This window comes from Polyangium fumosum (assembly GCF_005144585.1).
Classification (GTDB): domain Bacteria; phylum Myxococcota_A; class Polyangia; order Polyangiales; family Polyangiaceae; genus Polyangium; species Polyangium fumosum.
On record NZ_SSMQ01000054.1, the window covers coordinates 38,618 to 52,901 of the forward strand.

Annotated in this window: 14 protein-coding genes; 9 read left to right on the forward strand and 5 right to left on the reverse strand. The window is 70.0% G+C overall.

Annotation, left to right across the window (positions count from 1 at the left end; translation table 11 throughout):
- Positions 1–13: 13 nt before the first annotated feature.
- On the reverse strand, positions 14–1,708 hold the full coding sequence (locus tag E8A74_RS36990; protein WP_136933804.1) for an acyl-CoA dehydrogenase family protein: 1,695 nt from the start codon (positions 1,706–1,708) through the stop codon (positions 14–16).
- Between the two features lie 65 nt (positions 1,709–1,773).
- On the opposite strand from E8A74_RS36990, the gene E8A74_RS36995 reads away from it, so the two are divergent.
- Complete coding sequence (locus E8A74_RS36995; RefSeq protein WP_136933805.1) at positions 1,774–2,922, forward strand: hypothetical protein; 1,149 nt, start codon at positions 1,774–1,776, stop codon at positions 2,920–2,922.
- Positions 2,923–2,932: 10 nt separating this feature from the next.
- Here E8A74_RS36995 and E8A74_RS37000 read toward each other — a convergent pair whose 3' ends face one another.
- The 4 genes from E8A74_RS37000 to E8A74_RS37015 all read right to left on the reverse strand — a co-directional run bounded on the left by E8A74_RS37000 (position 2,933) and on the right by E8A74_RS37015 (position 5,780).
- Positions 2,933–3,403 carry an NUDIX domain-containing protein gene (locus E8A74_RS37000; RefSeq protein WP_136933806.1) on the reverse strand — a complete coding sequence of 157 codons (471 nt, stop codon included), beginning with the start codon at positions 3,401–3,403 and terminating at the stop codon, positions 2,933–2,935.
- Positions 3,404–3,649: 246 nt separating this feature from the next.
- The gene (locus tag E8A74_RS37005; RefSeq protein ID WP_136933807.1) at positions 3,650–4,423 is read right to left on the reverse strand and encodes a DUF1828 domain-containing protein; all 774 of its coding nucleotides are present in this window, start codon (positions 4,421–4,423) and stop codon (positions 3,650–3,652) included.
- Entirely contained in the window at positions 4,420–4,878 is a 459-nt protein-coding gene (locus tag E8A74_RS37010) for a DUF6978 family protein (RefSeq protein WP_136933808.1), read from the reverse strand. The genes E8A74_RS37005 and E8A74_RS37010 overlap by 4 nt, the downstream gene beginning before the upstream one ends.
- Before the next feature lie 380 nt (positions 4,879–5,258).
- Positions 5,259–5,780 (reverse strand): hypothetical protein, encoded by a 522-nt coding sequence (locus E8A74_RS37015; RefSeq protein WP_136933809.1) that lies wholly within the window; start codon positions 5,778–5,780, stop codon positions 5,259–5,261.
- Between the two features lie 536 nt (positions 5,781–6,316).
- Here E8A74_RS37015 and E8A74_RS37020 point away from each other — a divergent pair.
- From E8A74_RS37020 to E8A74_RS37055, 8 genes are read left to right on the forward strand one after another with little or no spacing between them, the layout of a single operon-like run.
- Complete coding sequence (locus E8A74_RS37020; RefSeq protein ID WP_136933810.1) at positions 6,317–6,775, forward strand: RrF2 family transcriptional regulator; 459 nt, start codon at positions 6,317–6,319, stop codon at positions 6,773–6,775.
- Positions 6,776–6,782: 7 nt separating this feature from the next.
- Positions 6,783–7,748, forward strand: a complete 966-nt coding sequence (gene cysK / locus E8A74_RS37025) for a cysteine synthase A (protein ID WP_136933811.1) — start codon at positions 6,783–6,785, stop codon at positions 7,746–7,748.
- Between the two features lie 34 nt (positions 7,749–7,782).
- Positions 7,783–8,061, forward strand: coding sequence for a MoaD/ThiS family protein (locus tag E8A74_RS37030; RefSeq protein WP_136933812.1), 279 nt, complete (start codon positions 7,783–7,785; stop codon positions 8,059–8,061).
- A 1-nt stretch (position 8,062) separates the two neighbouring features.
- Positions 8,063–9,013 (forward strand): PLP-dependent cysteine synthase family protein, encoded by a 951-nt coding sequence (locus E8A74_RS37035; protein WP_136933813.1) that lies wholly within the window; start codon positions 8,063–8,065, stop codon positions 9,011–9,013.
- Positions 9,007–9,555, forward strand: a complete 549-nt coding sequence (locus tag E8A74_RS37040; RefSeq protein WP_136933814.1) for a M67 family metallopeptidase — start codon at positions 9,007–9,009, stop codon at positions 9,553–9,555. Before E8A74_RS37035 ends, E8A74_RS37040 begins: the two co-directional genes overlap by 7 nt.
- 6 nt (positions 9,556–9,561) lie before the next feature.
- A complete protein-coding gene (cysC, locus tag E8A74_RS37045) occupies positions 9,562–11,277 on the forward strand; it encodes an adenylyl-sulfate kinase (protein WP_136933815.1) in 1,716 nt (571 codons plus the stop codon).
- Complete coding sequence (locus E8A74_RS37050) at positions 11,274–12,581, forward strand: hypothetical protein (RefSeq protein WP_136933816.1); 1,308 nt, start codon at positions 11,274–11,276, stop codon at positions 12,579–12,581. The genes cysC and E8A74_RS37050 overlap by 4 nt, the downstream gene beginning before the upstream one ends.
- Entirely contained in the window at positions 12,578–14,263 is a 1,686-nt protein-coding gene (locus E8A74_RS37055) for a hypothetical protein (protein ID WP_136933817.1), read from the forward strand. Before E8A74_RS37050 ends, E8A74_RS37055 begins: the two co-directional genes overlap by 4 nt.
- Positions 14,264–14,284: the final 21 nt, after the last annotated feature.

Sequence of the window (14,284 nt, forward strand, 5' to 3'; positions counted from 1 at the left end):
CCTAACTCCCTCGTCAGAACGCGATGTCGTTGGCGAGCGCGACGGCGAGCGTGCGATCCTCCTCGTCCCGCACGAGGTCCACGCCCCGCGTGAGGAATCGCAGCGCCGCGGCCCGCGGCCGGCCGTCCTTCTCGTGCACGAGCGCGTACGACGCGTGCCCCACGAGCAGCGCGAGCTCGTAGGCGCGGCCGAGCGTCAACGCGAACCGCCGCGCGCCCGCCTCCACCCCGAGCGGATCCTTCTGAAACGTCGAAGCGAGCCACCGCGCCGCGTGCATCGCCGCGGCCACCGCCGCCTCGCCCGCCTTCCGGAGCGCGTCGTCCGGCGCCGCCGCCACGAGCGATCGCATATCCGCGAGCAAATCCTCGAGCGGCCCCTCCTTTTGCAAAGCGCGCAGCGTGTCGAGCGAGAGCACGTTCGTCGTCCCCTCCCAGATCGGCAGCACCTGCGCATCCCGATACAGCCGCGGGATCCCCGTATCCTCCACGTACCCGGCGCCGCCGAAGCATTCGAGCACCTCGCTCAGCACCGTGACCGCCTGCTTGCCCGTCGTCAGCTTCGCGAGCGGCGTCACGAGCCGCAACAGGCGCGCCTCCGACTCTGTGATCACCCCCGCCTCCTCGCGCCCGAGCAGCTCGACCGCGCGGAACGCGAGGTGGAACGCCCCCTCCGCCTCCGCCGCGAGGTCCGCGAGCGTATCGACGTGCAACGGTTTGTCCGAAAGCGGCGCGCCGAACTGCACCCGGCGACGCGCGTAATCCCGGGCGAGCGCGATCCCGCGCCGCATCCCCGCCGCCGCGCAGACCGCATTCCACGTCCGCGTCACGTTCAGCATCGGCGAGATGTTCCGGATCCCGTCCCCGAGCCCCTTCACCGGCACCGCCAACGCCCCCGCGAGCGTCAGCTCCGCCGTCGGCACCTTCCGCGTCCCGAATTTGTCCTTCAGCCGATTGACCTCGATCCCGTTCATCCGCCCGTCCGGCCCGAACACCTCCACGTAAAACAGCGCGAGCCCGCGGCCCCCGGGCGGGTTGCCCTCCGGGCGGCCCAGCGTCAGCGCCATCTGCGACGTCGTCGCCGACGTGAACCATTTCGTCCCGTAGAGCCGGTAGTTCCCCTCCGCGTCCTTGCGCGCCTCCGTCTCCGAGAGCCCCACGTCGCTCCCGCCGGTCCGCTCCGTCATCCATTGCCCGCTCGTCCAGGCCTTCGCCGGATCCCGGCTCGTCAGGCGCGCGAAGGCCCTCGCCGCAAAATCGTTCTCGTCGCGCACGTCGCGGTGCGAGAGCAGCGTCTTCGCCGCGCCGTCCGTCATCGCGAGCGGACAGGTATACACGTCGGTCGAGGCATCAAAAAGGTAGACCAGGGCAAACTGGTGCACACGCGACACCGCGCCGCCCCGCTTTTCGTAGGCCGTCGCGACGACGCCTTGTTCACTCGCGATCCGCGCCGCCCGCTTCCAGAGCGGCGTCACCTCGATCTGATCGATGCGGTGCCCCCACGCGTCCCACTGCGTCAGCTTCGGCTCGTTCAGGCGGTCTTCGAGCTGGAGCCGGTAGAGCTCGCCGCCGGCGAGCTCGCCCATCTCGCGGAGCCCGGGCTCGGCTTCGCGGAGGACGTCCGGCGGAAGCACACGCCGGAGGAGCGAACGCAGGACGCGGTCGTCGTCGTACTGGTTACCGATCGAGGGGGGAGCTTGGTAGAACGCCATCGCGCGGGGGAGTATACGCAAAATCGGCTTCCAGCGTGGCGCAGAATCGACTACGGACGCGTTCCATGCACGTCGGCCGGTTTTCCCTCGCACTCGTTCTCTCGATCGCCTCCCTCGCCGCGGGTTGCGGCGCTTCCACGCCTCCGCCCGCCTCCGACGCCACGAAGGCACCCGCGAAATCCGCGGCGCCCGCGCCCGCGCCCGAGGGCGAAGCGGCGGCCGAGGCGCCTTCCTCCGAGGAGGGCGAAGAGGAGGCCAAGCCCCCGGAGCCGAGCTTCGCGGAGCTGCGCAAGGCCGTGATGGCCTGCTCTGTCGGGGAGAACGGCTCGCTCGACGACTGCGAAGCCTACCAGCAATGGAGCGACGCGGAGCAAGCGTTCGAGAATGGCAAGGCGACCCCGGAGCTCCTGAAGATGCTCGGGAGCCAGGATCCCAAGGAGCGACGCGTCGCGGCCGAGAAGCTCGACCGGACGCTGACCGAAGAGACCGCCGACGCCGCGCAGGTCGACGCCGTGCTCAACCTGGCCGAGAAGGAGCGCGACGAGAACCTCGTCGAGCTGTTCGGGCGGCTCGTCGGCGGCCTCCCCCTCGTCAAGGTGGGCAAAATCGACAGGGCGATCGCGATCGCCAAGGCGCACCCGGCATCGGATTACACGGACGGGTTCCTGCGCATCGTGGGCTTTGGCTCCACGAATCGTGACCCCAAGGTCGTGGCTTACGCGAGCGAGGCCAGCAAAGACGCGTCCTCCACGCGGCGCGCCTACGCGCTGAATGCGCTCAGCGACCTCGCCCCGTATTTCCCCGACGAAGCCTGCAAGGTCATCAACGCCCTTCGCGCCGACAAGGACGATTTCGTCAAGAGCCGCGCGTCAGAGCGGATCGCCTCGATCGGCAAGTGCGCGTCCTTCACGGACAAGCTCCTCGACGACCTCGCCACCGTCGACGTGAAGAAAAACGTCAGCTTCGAGATGGGAATGGCGCTGCAAAAGGTCTGCAAGCGGAGCGACCTCACGCCCGCCCAGCGCAAGAAGGGGAGCAAGGCCGCCCGCCGCCTCACGGACGCCACCACCGTCCACGCGAACACGCGCTCGTACGCGATGGAGGCCGCCATCGGCTGTGATCCCAAGGATGGCCCGGCCTACGTCGCCAAGTTCAAGAACGACAAGGACAAGACCATCGCCGGTCAAGCGACCGCGCTCACCACCCCCAAATGAGCAATCGCTTTTAACGCCGGGGCGCCCACGCGGCGCCCTCGTACGTGAGCACGGAGAGCGGGTACGAGGGGGCGCCCGCCGCGACCGCATTCAGGATCTCGCGCGCCTCCTCCCCGCGCAGGGACAACCCCGCGAGCTCCTCCAGCTTCACCCACCGGGCGCCGAGCGAGTGCTCGTCCGGCTCGCTCTTCGGCGTCGAATCGCCGTCGGGCCTCGCCAGGAAAAACACGCGGCAGCGCGCCGTCCCGCTCGGGTGTGGCGAGTGCTCGACGCGCAGGACGCCCTGAATCGCCGCGCGCACGCCGGCCTCTTCGAGCGTCTCGCGGACGGCGGCGTCGACGATCCGCTCCCCCGGCTCGACGCGCCCGCCGGGCAGGTACCACGTCTGCCCGTGCCCGCGCTCGTGCACGAGCAAGTACTCGTCACCGCGCCGCACGACGACCATCGCGAAGAACCAAGTAGGGATCGGCCTGCGGGACACCCGTGCAGGATACTCGGCGCTCGTCAGGAGGGGAAGGCTTCGATGGGCCGGCCAAACGGCCGGCCCGAAAGACCGGATGAAGCGGGAGAGAGGCGGGGCAGCTAACAGGCTGCGAACGTTATTGCCTATCGCCCGGCGTCGGGGGCGTGACGGGGGTGTCCACGAGCACGTTGCGGTCTCGCCGATCGAGAACACGCATCGAGGTAGACGGAACGAGATACGTCCAGACCTCGTTCGTCAACAAAATTACGCGGCCAATGCCTGCACCACCGCGTCTGGGCGCGACCACATCACGATTTGATCCGAGACAGTCTCGAGCAGCTTGAAGTCTTCCCGGGCCCACACGTCGACGGTATCGTCGAACAGCGATACAAACTGCATTGGGTTGCCAGGCGCCTTGTGGTACGCAAGTTCCGACCATAGCGTATAGGCGTGATCAACCAAACCCGAGGTGGCAGCACGGCTTCCCGTGCTGAGAACCTGGACCAAAGACAGATGCTTCGGGGCATGCACTTCGAAGTCGACGCTGTAATCGCGACCGGAACGCCCGCGCATCTTTCTGCCCCGCTCGAAGGGCAGTTCGTTGGCACGAAGAAGATCCTCTACATCGTCGGTCACCGACTGCGTTGTTCTCGTGCGCATCGTAAACCAGATGTCGCCTACCCGGCTTGCCGCCTGCCCCAGCCCCAAGACAGCTCCTGCCAACTTTGCTGGTTCCACGTCTCTCAACACCAGCATGCCATTGAACAGCTCGATTCCATGCGTTTGGCAAACGTCCTGGATCATCTGCTGCTGCTTGGGCGACCTACGACCCGCGCTGGTCTGCGTCCGTAGCCACCGAAGGCTCTCCCCGAGGTCCGTCACGAGCATCGCGTTCCCCTGCGGGCGCACGAAGATGTCGATGACATCCCCATCGGGGTAGAGGAGCGGCGTACGCATCCGGATATACGGAGCGTGGGGAGTGCAAACGAAGAGCGCTCCTATTTGTTCCACGACCAGCCTGCACGGTTCGATGTTCATGAGAACGGGTCCATTTCACTTGCAGAGGGCGGCTGGTGCAGCATGCCCCGGTGGGTGATCTTGGCCTCGGCACAGAACTGAGACCAGACCTGAACAGGCTGGGTCAGCGGAGCGGTGATGTCATCCGGAACGTACGCTTCTTTATCTCGATATCTTTCTTTCCACCGATGTTTGTGTTTCTCGCCGACGAGCACGCCAGAAGGGTTACGGTGATCCTTGCCCATGTCGAGAGCGTAGATTCGCCCGGCTGCACGGTGGATGAGCGTGTAGGACAGGGAGCCGGAAAGCGGGTTGTAGCTACCTTTCAAGGTAAGCGGGTGCCCAGCGTTGGACAGCACCTCCACGCGGAACTCGACAGCGGGAGAGTGATCCTCGTCCTCACGCCAAGAGATGTCGCCCTCGATGCGCTTGCTGGCGTCGGCGATCATGGCCTCGAACTCGGACTGAGTGAGCATGCCTTCTCCTCAAGCGGCCTCATTAACACAAGAAGTTGGAGTTCCTGTCAAGTCCGGAACGGTTGAAGCCCCACCGTCGGCTTCCCACAGACGGCGGTTGCGGCGGCCTGCGCCATGTCCCACGGGCTCCCAGTCGTAGGGGGATCCAGCCATTCGGTCTGATGAAGGAGTGCCAATCGGATCGTGCACGCGCCCGAGCGCTCGGGCCAGGACGGGACATCCCATGAGGCGCTAAAGAACACCTCGCCAAGCTCGCCAAGCGGATGCGTCAAGTCGATATGGGGAGTGCAGGCGGCGGTACACGAATACGAGCGCCCTTCGCCCAGCTCGTGCCATACGAGACTGAGCGCGCGGCGACGGTTCTTACGGACAGCAAACGATTATTGCGTACCGGCCCGGACGATCGGCGGGGTGGTCGGGGCGGGCGTCTCCGTCTCCGCCTTCTTCTTGTTGGCCTTGCGCGTCTTGAGGCCCTTCACGCCGGTCGCCGAGCGGTACGCCCGGGTCTTCTCGTATTTCGCGAGCAGCTCGACGACGCCCGTGGTGCGCGCGCGCCCCTCGATCAGGTTCGCGATGGCGTGGACGCGGCGTTGCCTGTCGTTGTCGTAAAACGCGCGGCTCTCCTCCAGCAGCTCCACGAGCTTGCGGGCGGCGGGCAGGATTGCGTCGATATCGTCGATGTGTGCATTGTCGAGCATGATCGCTTCGACCTCCTCCTGCGTGACGCCGGCCTTGGGGCCGACACCGGCCTGATTGGCAAGGATTTCCCCGACGACGCTGGGATACCCGGGGCGCTCGACGAGCAGCCCGAGCATGCCGCGAGGCGGGAGATCCACGAGGTACGGGCCGAGCGCCGAGCAATCGAAGACGAGCGAGCCAACGGGGATGGGCGTGACAGGCATGGCATTCTCCGAGATCCCTCTCCAGGATCGGCCTCACGCGGGACGCATCGAGGTGCGGGGGCCATGGAGATCCTGAAGGGGCAATGATGAGGTTATCGAGCCTTCGGAATCGATGCGTGCTCCTTTGACGCGAGGACTCGAAGACCCCTACAGACTGAATCTTGCTGATTCATCAAAAGCATCCAGGGGGTCGAGCGAAGGTCTCCAGGGGGTCGAGCGAAGGTCTCCAGGGGGTCGAGCGAAGGTCTCCAGGGGCTCTGCGACCGGGTCGAGACCTTCGATCAAAGGTCTCGAGGGACTCGACGACCGGGTCGAGACCTCCGATCGAGGGTCTCGAGACCTTCGACGGAAGGTCTCGAGGAGGTCTCGGACCGCGTCGAGCCCCTCGATCAAAGGTCTCGAGGGACTCGACGACCGGGTCGAGGCGGTCGATCGACCGGGTCGAGGCGGTGGAACCTTGTGCCAAAGAACACATCGCGTCGGTTCAAGCACCCGGGTTCTTTACTTTTCCGATGCGACAACCTAAACCATGCCCCGTGAAGCTGTCCAACAAAGGCCGCTACGGGGTGCGCGCGTTGTTCGACATCGCCTTCCACAACGACGGCCGCCCCACGCAGATCCGCGAGATCGCCGGGCGCGAGATGATCCCCGCGCGGTTCCTGGAGCAGATCTTCCAGGACCTGAAGAAGGCCGGCATCCTCGGCGCGAAGCGTGGGCCCCGCGGCGGCTACCACCTCGCGCGGCCCGCCGCCGAGATCACGATCGGCGACGTCTTCCGCGCGCTCGAAGGACCGATCGTCGTCTGCCCCGCCGAGGACGAAGGCCCGCGCGGCGCCGAGCCCTGCGGCCCGGACGCGACCGCGGCCGCCTTCAAGGACCTCGCGGTCGCCATCGAAAAAGCCTTCGACGACATCTCCATCGCCGACGTCGTGCGGCGCGGCGAGGCCCTCGGGCTCCGCCGCGGCGAGAGCGAGCGCGTCGACTTCATCATCTAGGAGCGTGATGCACGAGCCCGGACAAAAGCCTGCATTGCCCTCGCATCCGCGCGTGGTCGGCTCGGTGCTCGACCTCGTCGGCGACACGCCGCTCTTCGAGATCCAGCGGCTCGACACAGAACATCCGCGCGGCCGTGTCTTCGCGAAGGCCGAGCAGCAGAACCCGGGCGGCTCCGTGAAGGACCGCATCTGCCTCGCGATGATCGAGGCCGCCGAGGCGAGCGGCGCGCTCGGGCCGGGCGGCGTCGTCGTCGAGCCGACGAGCGGCAACACGGGGATCGGCCTCGCGCTCGTGTGCGCGGCGAAGAGCTATCGATGCGTGCTCACGATGCCCGCGAGCATGAGCCTCGAACGCAGGCAGCTCCTCGAAGCATACGGCGCCGAGGTGATCCTGACCGAGGCCGAAGCGCAGATGGAAGGCGCCATCACGAAGGCGCACGAGATCGTCCGGACGACGAAGGGCGCGTTCATGCCGGGGCAGTTCGAGAACCCCGAGAACCCGCGCATCCACGCCGAGAGCACGGCCCGCGAGATCTTGCAGGCGATGGCGAACGAGCCGATCCACGCATTCGTCGCGGGCGTCGGCACGGGCGGCACCGTGAGCGGCGTCGGCGCGGTGCTGCGGCAGAAGAGCCCGGCCCCTCGGATCATCGCCGTCGAGCCCGAGGCCTGCGCCACGATCTCGCGCGGCGAGCGCGGCCCCACGAAGATCCAGGGCCTCGCGCCGGGGTTCGTCCCCGCGAACTATCGCCCCGAGCACGTCGACGAGGTGCGCACGGTGAGCGAGCAGGCGGCGTACGACACGAAGGTCGCGCTCGCCCGCAAGGAGGGGCTGCTCGTGGGCATCAGCGCGGGCGCGGCCGTCCGGGTCGCGCTCGACGTCGCGCGCGAGCTTGGCCCCGGCGCCCACGTGGTCACGGTGCTCTGTGACACGGGGGAGCGGTATTTCAGCCTCGACGAGTACTTCAAGTAGCAGCGAGACCCCAAGCACCCACGGAGAGATCCCCATGCCTGTCGTTCGTATCCCCACCCCCATGCGCACGCTGACCGGAAGCAAAGACGAGGTCGAGGCGACGGGCGCGACCGTCGGCGAGATCATCGAGGACCTCGAGAAGCGCCACCCGGGCATCCGCGATCGGCTGCTCGACGCGAAGGGCGTGCGCCGCTTCGTGAACATCTTCGTCGGCGAGGAGGACATCCGCTTCCTCGACGGCCTCAAGACCGAGGTGAAGTCGACGGATCAGATCTCGATCGTGCCCGCCATCGCGGGCGGCAGCGACGCCTAGGATGCGCGCCACGCTCGTGCGGTCGCGCCGCCTCGGCTCGGTGACCGAGGCCGTCGGCAACACGCCGCTCGTCCGCCTCGATCGGGTGGCCCGGGAGGCGCCGAGCGTCGAGGTGTACGCGAAGCTCGAGTTCGCGAACCCCGGCGGCTCGGTGAAGGACCGGGCCGCGCTCCGGATGATGACGAAGGCGATCGAGGAGGGGAAGCTCGGCACGGGCAAGATCCTCATCGACTCGACGAGCGGCAACACGGGCGTCGCGTACTCGATCTTCGGCGCCGCGCTCGGCGTGCCCGTGCGCCTCGTCATGCCCTCGAACGTGACGAAGGCGCGCAAGGACATCGCGCGCGCCTTCGGCACGGAGATCATCTACAGCGACCCGATGGAGGGCTCCGACGGCGCGATCCGCTACGTGCGGGAGATCGTGGCGAAGGATCCGGAGACGTACTTCTACCCGGACCAGTACTCGAACCCGCACAACCCACTCGCGCACTACCACGGCACGGGCGCGGAGATCCTCGACGCGCTCGGCGATCGCTTGACGCACTTCGTCGCCGGGATCGGCACGAGCGGGACGATCGTGGGCACGTCGCGGCGGCTGAAGGAGCACACGCGAAAGGTCCGCTGCGTCGCGGTCGAGCCCACGGAGGCCATGCACGGGCTCGAAGGGCTGAAGCACCTGCCGAGCTCGCTCGTGCCGGCGATCCACGACAGCAGCGCCTACGACGAGACGTTCCGCGTGACGACGGAGGACGGCTGGGACATGGCCGACCGGCTCGCGCGCGAGGAGGCGTTGCTCGTCGGGCATTCGAGCGGGGCGAACGTGTTCGCGGCCGTCGAGATCGCGAAGAAGCTGCACGAGACGGTCGGCGGTGGGTGCGTGGTGGCGATCGTGTGCGACCGCGGCGATCGGTACTTCGCGCCGATGAAATGGGAGAAGCGATATCTATGGTGACGGATGCTCCGTGGACGCGCGGCGACCTGACGATCACGCGCAGCGCGCTCGCCGTCGTGGAGAAGGACGCGCTGCGCGGCTACGCAGCCGACGAGGAGGCGTGCGGGTACTTGCGTGGGCCCGCAGAGAGCCCGCTCCGCTGCGACGAGGCCGTGGTGATGCAGAACGTCGCGAACAAGCTGCACGCGATCGATCCGGAGCTGTACTTCCGCACGGCGCGCACGTTCTTCTCGTTCAACGAGAAGAAGTTCGACGACGCGGTCCGCGCCGCGGCGCGTGAAGGCCGGCCCGTGAAGATCCTCTACCACTCGCACCTCGACGCGGGCGCGTACTTCAGCCCCACGGACGCGGCCGTGATGAGCATGGGCGAGCCGCCCGCCGAGGAAGGCGGCGCCATCACGATGGGCCCAGGGCCGGCCTGGCCGCTCGCGTTCCTCGTGACGAGCGTGCGCGACGGCGTGATCGACGAGCACCGGCTCTTCGTGTGGGACGCGGAGACGCGATCGTTCGTGGGCCAAGCGATCACGGTCGTCGAGGAGTAACGCCTCGTGGGCGGCTTCGTCGTCTGGTTCACGGGCCTCTCCGGCGCGGGCAAGAGCACGCTCGGCGCGATGCTCGCGGCGGAGCTGCGCGCGCGCGGGGTGCACGTCGAGGTGCTCGACGGCGACGAGGTGCGGACGCATCTGTCGAAGGGGCTCGGGTTCTCCCGGGAGGATCGCGACACGAACGTGCGACGTATCGGCTTCGTGGCGAAGCTCGTCGCGCGGAGCGGCGCGTGCGCGATCACCGGCGCGATCAGCCCGTTCCGAGCGATCCGCGACGAGCAACGCGCGCAGATCGAGCGGTTCGTGGAGGTGTATTGCAGCGCGTCGATCGACGCGCTCGCCGCGCGGGATCCCAAGGGGCTCTACCGCAAGGCGCTGGCGGGAGAGATCAAGGGGTTCACGGGGGTCGATGATCCCTACGAGCCGCCCCTCGCGCCCGAGGTCACGCTGTCCACGGACCACGAGAGCAAGGAGGAGAGCCTCGCGAAGATCGTCGGCAAGCTCGAGGAGCTCGGGTTCGTCCCGCGGCGAGCGTCGGCGATCCTCGGGCCCGGGACGGCCCTCTCGCTCGTCGCGCCGCACGGCGGTGAGCTCGTGATCCGCGCGGTGCAGGCGCAGGAGCGACGCGAGGCGCTCGCCGAGCGGGCCCGCTCGCTGCCGACGATCACGCTCGACAGGGAGGCGGAGGTTGATCTCGCGCGGCTCGCCGACGGTTCGCTCTCGCCGCTCAAGGGCTTCCTGGGCTCGAAGGATTGGCTGCGGGTCGCGGACGAGATGCGGCTCGAACAGGGCCTCCCGTGGCCGACGTTCGTCACGCTCGCCGCGAGCGAAGAGGCGGCGCGCGCGGCGCAGGCGCGTGGGGAAGCGGCGCTCTGCACGGCCGCGGGGGAGGTCGTCGCGATCGTCGAGGTCAGCGACGTCTACCGGCCGGAGGACCTCGTGCGAGGCCGCAAGCTCCTCGGGCCGCTCGGCAAGGACGACCCCGAGATCACGAGGCAGCTCCGCCGTGGGCCTTTCCTCGTCGGCGGCGAGGTGCAGGTGCTCCGCGAGGGTTTCCCCGCCACCGGGGCTACGGATCCGCCCCGGAGGACGCGGCAGCTCTTCCAGCACGAGGGCGAAACGAAGGTCACGGCGCTGCGGGTCCGATCGATCCCCCGGCGCGCCGAGGAGCACCTCGCGCGGCTCGCCCTCGACCTCACGGGGGCCCTCTGGATCCAGGTGCTGACGAACGTCGAGGGCGGCGACGCCTCCCGCGTCGACCCCGGGGCCCGCGGGAGACGATCCCTCTACGAGGTGCTCGCCTCGTCCTTTCCGCCCAGGCGTGTCCTCGTCTCGGACGGCATCGAGGTGCGGCGCTCCGGCGCGCGCAGGGCGGTGCTCGACGCGATCCTCAGCCAGAACCACGGGGCCTCTCACGCCGTCGTCACGCTTTCCGCGGAGGAGGGCGGCGCGAGCGGTGCAGAGCGGGCGTTCCGCGTCTATGCTCCGGGAGAGCTCGGGGTCACGCCGCTTTGCATCGAGGAACCGTTCTACTCCACCACCTTGAACGCGATGGCCACCGAGAGGAGCGCGCCGGGGGACACGTCCACCCGGATCACCGCGACCGAGGCGGAGATCCTCGACAGGATCCAGCGCGGCGAGGCGCCCCCGCCGGAGGTCGTGCGCCCCGAGATCACGCGCGAGATCCGCAGCATGTACGAGCGCGCGAAGGGCGGTTGATCGGCGCCCTCGTGGCGCTCGTGGCAGCGACGCTCGTCTCCACGAACGCGCACGCCGATCTCGCCGAGGACGCCGATCGCCTCGCGGGCACCTGGAAAGACCGCGGCGCCGTGACCACGCGCCTCGCGCCGCTCTTCCTCGACCACGGCCGGAACAAGCGCTTCGTGGTGCCGCAAGACATCGCCGACGACGAGCTGCCCGGCTGCACGACGGTCGTCCTCCTCGGCGCGCCGAGCGCGGACTTCGCCGTGCTCACGGCCTCCGAGGCGGACCTGCCCCCGCTGCCGGCGGGCCTGCTGCCGCACGGCCATCCCGCGCTCGACCCGGAGGACCGCGGCACGAAGAGCTCGCTCGGCGTGGTGTCGCTCGTGCGATGCGGGCCGCGCCGCAAGGACCTCGCGTCGCTCGTCGTCTCGATGCGCTCGCCCCGCGGCGCGATCGAGATCCTCGTGGCGCGCTCGCCCGCGCCGCTCGGGGATCTGCGCGACGCGTTGCCCGAGCGCGCCTTTGGCCTCGTCGCGCCGCGCGGCAATCCGGGGAGGCCCATCGAGCCGGGGCCACTCGCCGAGCGTACGGTCCGCGCCGAGGAGCGGGCGCGATCCGAGGGCGCGGACCGGTTCACGCGCGTGCCCATGGTCGCCTCGGTCGAGGGCGCGGGCGAGTACCAGCTCCGCCTCGGCGAAGGCTGCCACCGTGTGCAGGTCATGGCCGCCGTGCCGTCGACGTTCCCGCACCGCGCGACCGACGTCGACGCGGAGGCGCGCGACGACGCGGGCCGCATGCTCGCGCGGGATCGCAGCGAGGCCGCGGACGCGCGGCTCGACTTCTGCCTCGGCGAGGCGACCCGCGTGACCGTGCCGTTCGCGGGCGCGGCGGGCATGGTGCCGATGATGGTGATCGACGCGGTCTGGCCCATCCCGCGCGTGATCCCGAACTACTGGGGCGCACGCACGCGCGCCGGCTTCGCCTTCGCGCTGCGGCGGCGCAACGCGCCCGAGCCCACGGCGGCGCCCGTCTTCGAGTCGCTCGGCGTCGCGGGTCCGACGATGGTGCCGGTCACGCTGGAGCCGGGGCGCTGTTACCTCGCGGCCCTCGCGGTGGCGCGGGGCGAGTCGCGGGGGCTCCGGCTCGCGGCGACCGTCGGCGACAGGTACATGCGCGACGAGGTGGTCGATCGGCCCGAGGGCGCCGTGCTCGCGTTCTGCGCCGAGAGCGAGGAATCGGCGCGGATCGACGTCGAGGCGCGTGGCTCGGGCGTCTGGTGGACGTTCGCGCTCTTCGCGCTCGGAGGGGGCGAACCTTGACGCGCCTGCCCGTGCGGATCGCCTCGCTCGTGCTCGCCGCGCTCGCCGCAGGCTGCGGCGGCGCCGCGCCCGCCTCCCCCACGAAGCCCGCGGCGGCGCCCCCTGCCCCTCCCCGCGTGCTCCCGGGGAAGGCGGATGGACGCGCGCTGCTCGCCATGGACGCCGCGCGCGTGCAGGATGCGGGCGCGGGCGCGCTCGAGGTCGTCGCCGCGGAGTACCTCTCCGAGGGCGACAAGGCCGGCGCGTTCGTCGAGGTCCCGCTCGACGCGTGCGCGCTCGTCATGGCGCGCGGATCCCCCTCGGTCGTCGACGTGGATCTCTTCGCGTACGAGGACGACGGCGCGAGCTTCGCCGTGGACGAGTCGACCGACGCGCGGCCGGCGATCCTCGTCTGCCCGCCGCACCCGAAGCGGCTCTGGCTCGCGGCGCGTGTCGTGTCGGGCTCGGGCCTCGTGAGCCTCGGCGTGCAGAGCGTGCCGACGTCGGCGATGGCCGCGGTGGAGCAAGCGGCCGGCGCGCGGGGTCGATCGGGCGGCGAGACGGGCCGGCTCGAAGCGTGGCCGGGGCTCGAAGCCAAGCTCCTCGCGCACCGCGCCTGGCTCGGCGGCCGCTGGGAAGACGTGCGCCGCGCGGCCGTGCCCGTCGCGCCGCGCGCCCCCACGCGCCTCACGGTCACGGTCGAGGCAGGCCGTTGCCTCGACGTCTTCGTCTCCCCGAGCGACGAGGTCGGCTCCCTCGAAGTCGTCGCCGAGGATGCCGCGGGCCGCATCCTCGCGCGTGGCAAGGAGCGCGGGCGCGACCGCGCGATCGTCCTCTGCTCGGCGACGGCGAACGAGGTCACGGTGGCGATGCGGCCACGCGCCTCCACCGGGATCGTCGCCGTCGTCGCGAGCCGCTCCGCCCCCGGCGCGGGCGCGGCCCTCGACGTGTCTGCCCGCGCGGAGCACGTGACCGAGACACGCGAGCTCGACGCGGCGCGCGCGGCGCTCGCGAAGGACCTCACCGGCAAGGGCTTCGGCGCCCCGAAGACCGTCCTCGTCGGCTCGGCCAAGCTCGGCAGCCGCGCGGCCGCCGCGCTCGAACTGCCGGCCGGCTGCGCGCGCATCGACGTCGTCGCGGGCAAGCCGCTCGCCGACGCCGCGGCCTCGCTCTGGAACGATCGCGGCGCGCTGCTCGCCGAGGGCCGCGGCGGCGCGGGCGTGACGCTCTTTTCGTGTGGCCCGACGAGCCCGGCGCGGATCGACGTCGAGGCCCTCGCGCGGCCGGGCCCCTTCGCCGTCGAGCTGCGCAAGGACGACGCCGCGCCCGCCGCGCTCGTCGCCCACCCCCTCGCAGCCGCGCGCCTGCTCGCCGTGCTCGACGCCGGCGGCGCGCGCATCTCGGCCGCGGCGGCCTCGTCGGCCCAGGTCGTCGCCCTCGACGCCGGCGCGCGCACCACCCTGCCCTTCGACGTCTCCGCGCGCGGCTGCGTCGAGGTCACGGCTGCGCTCGATCGAGGCGGCAGCGGCCTCGATCTGCGCCTCGCCGACGCCTCCACCGGCGAGAACACCGTCACCCGCGGCCGGTTCGTGCTGAGCGATCGCCTCTGCGCCGGTGACGCGGGGGCCAAGGGCAACGCCGAGATCCGCCTCCTCGCGGGCAAGGCCGACGCCCTCGTGCTCGTGCGACCGCTGCCGCCCTGAACACGTCTCCGAAAACGCCCG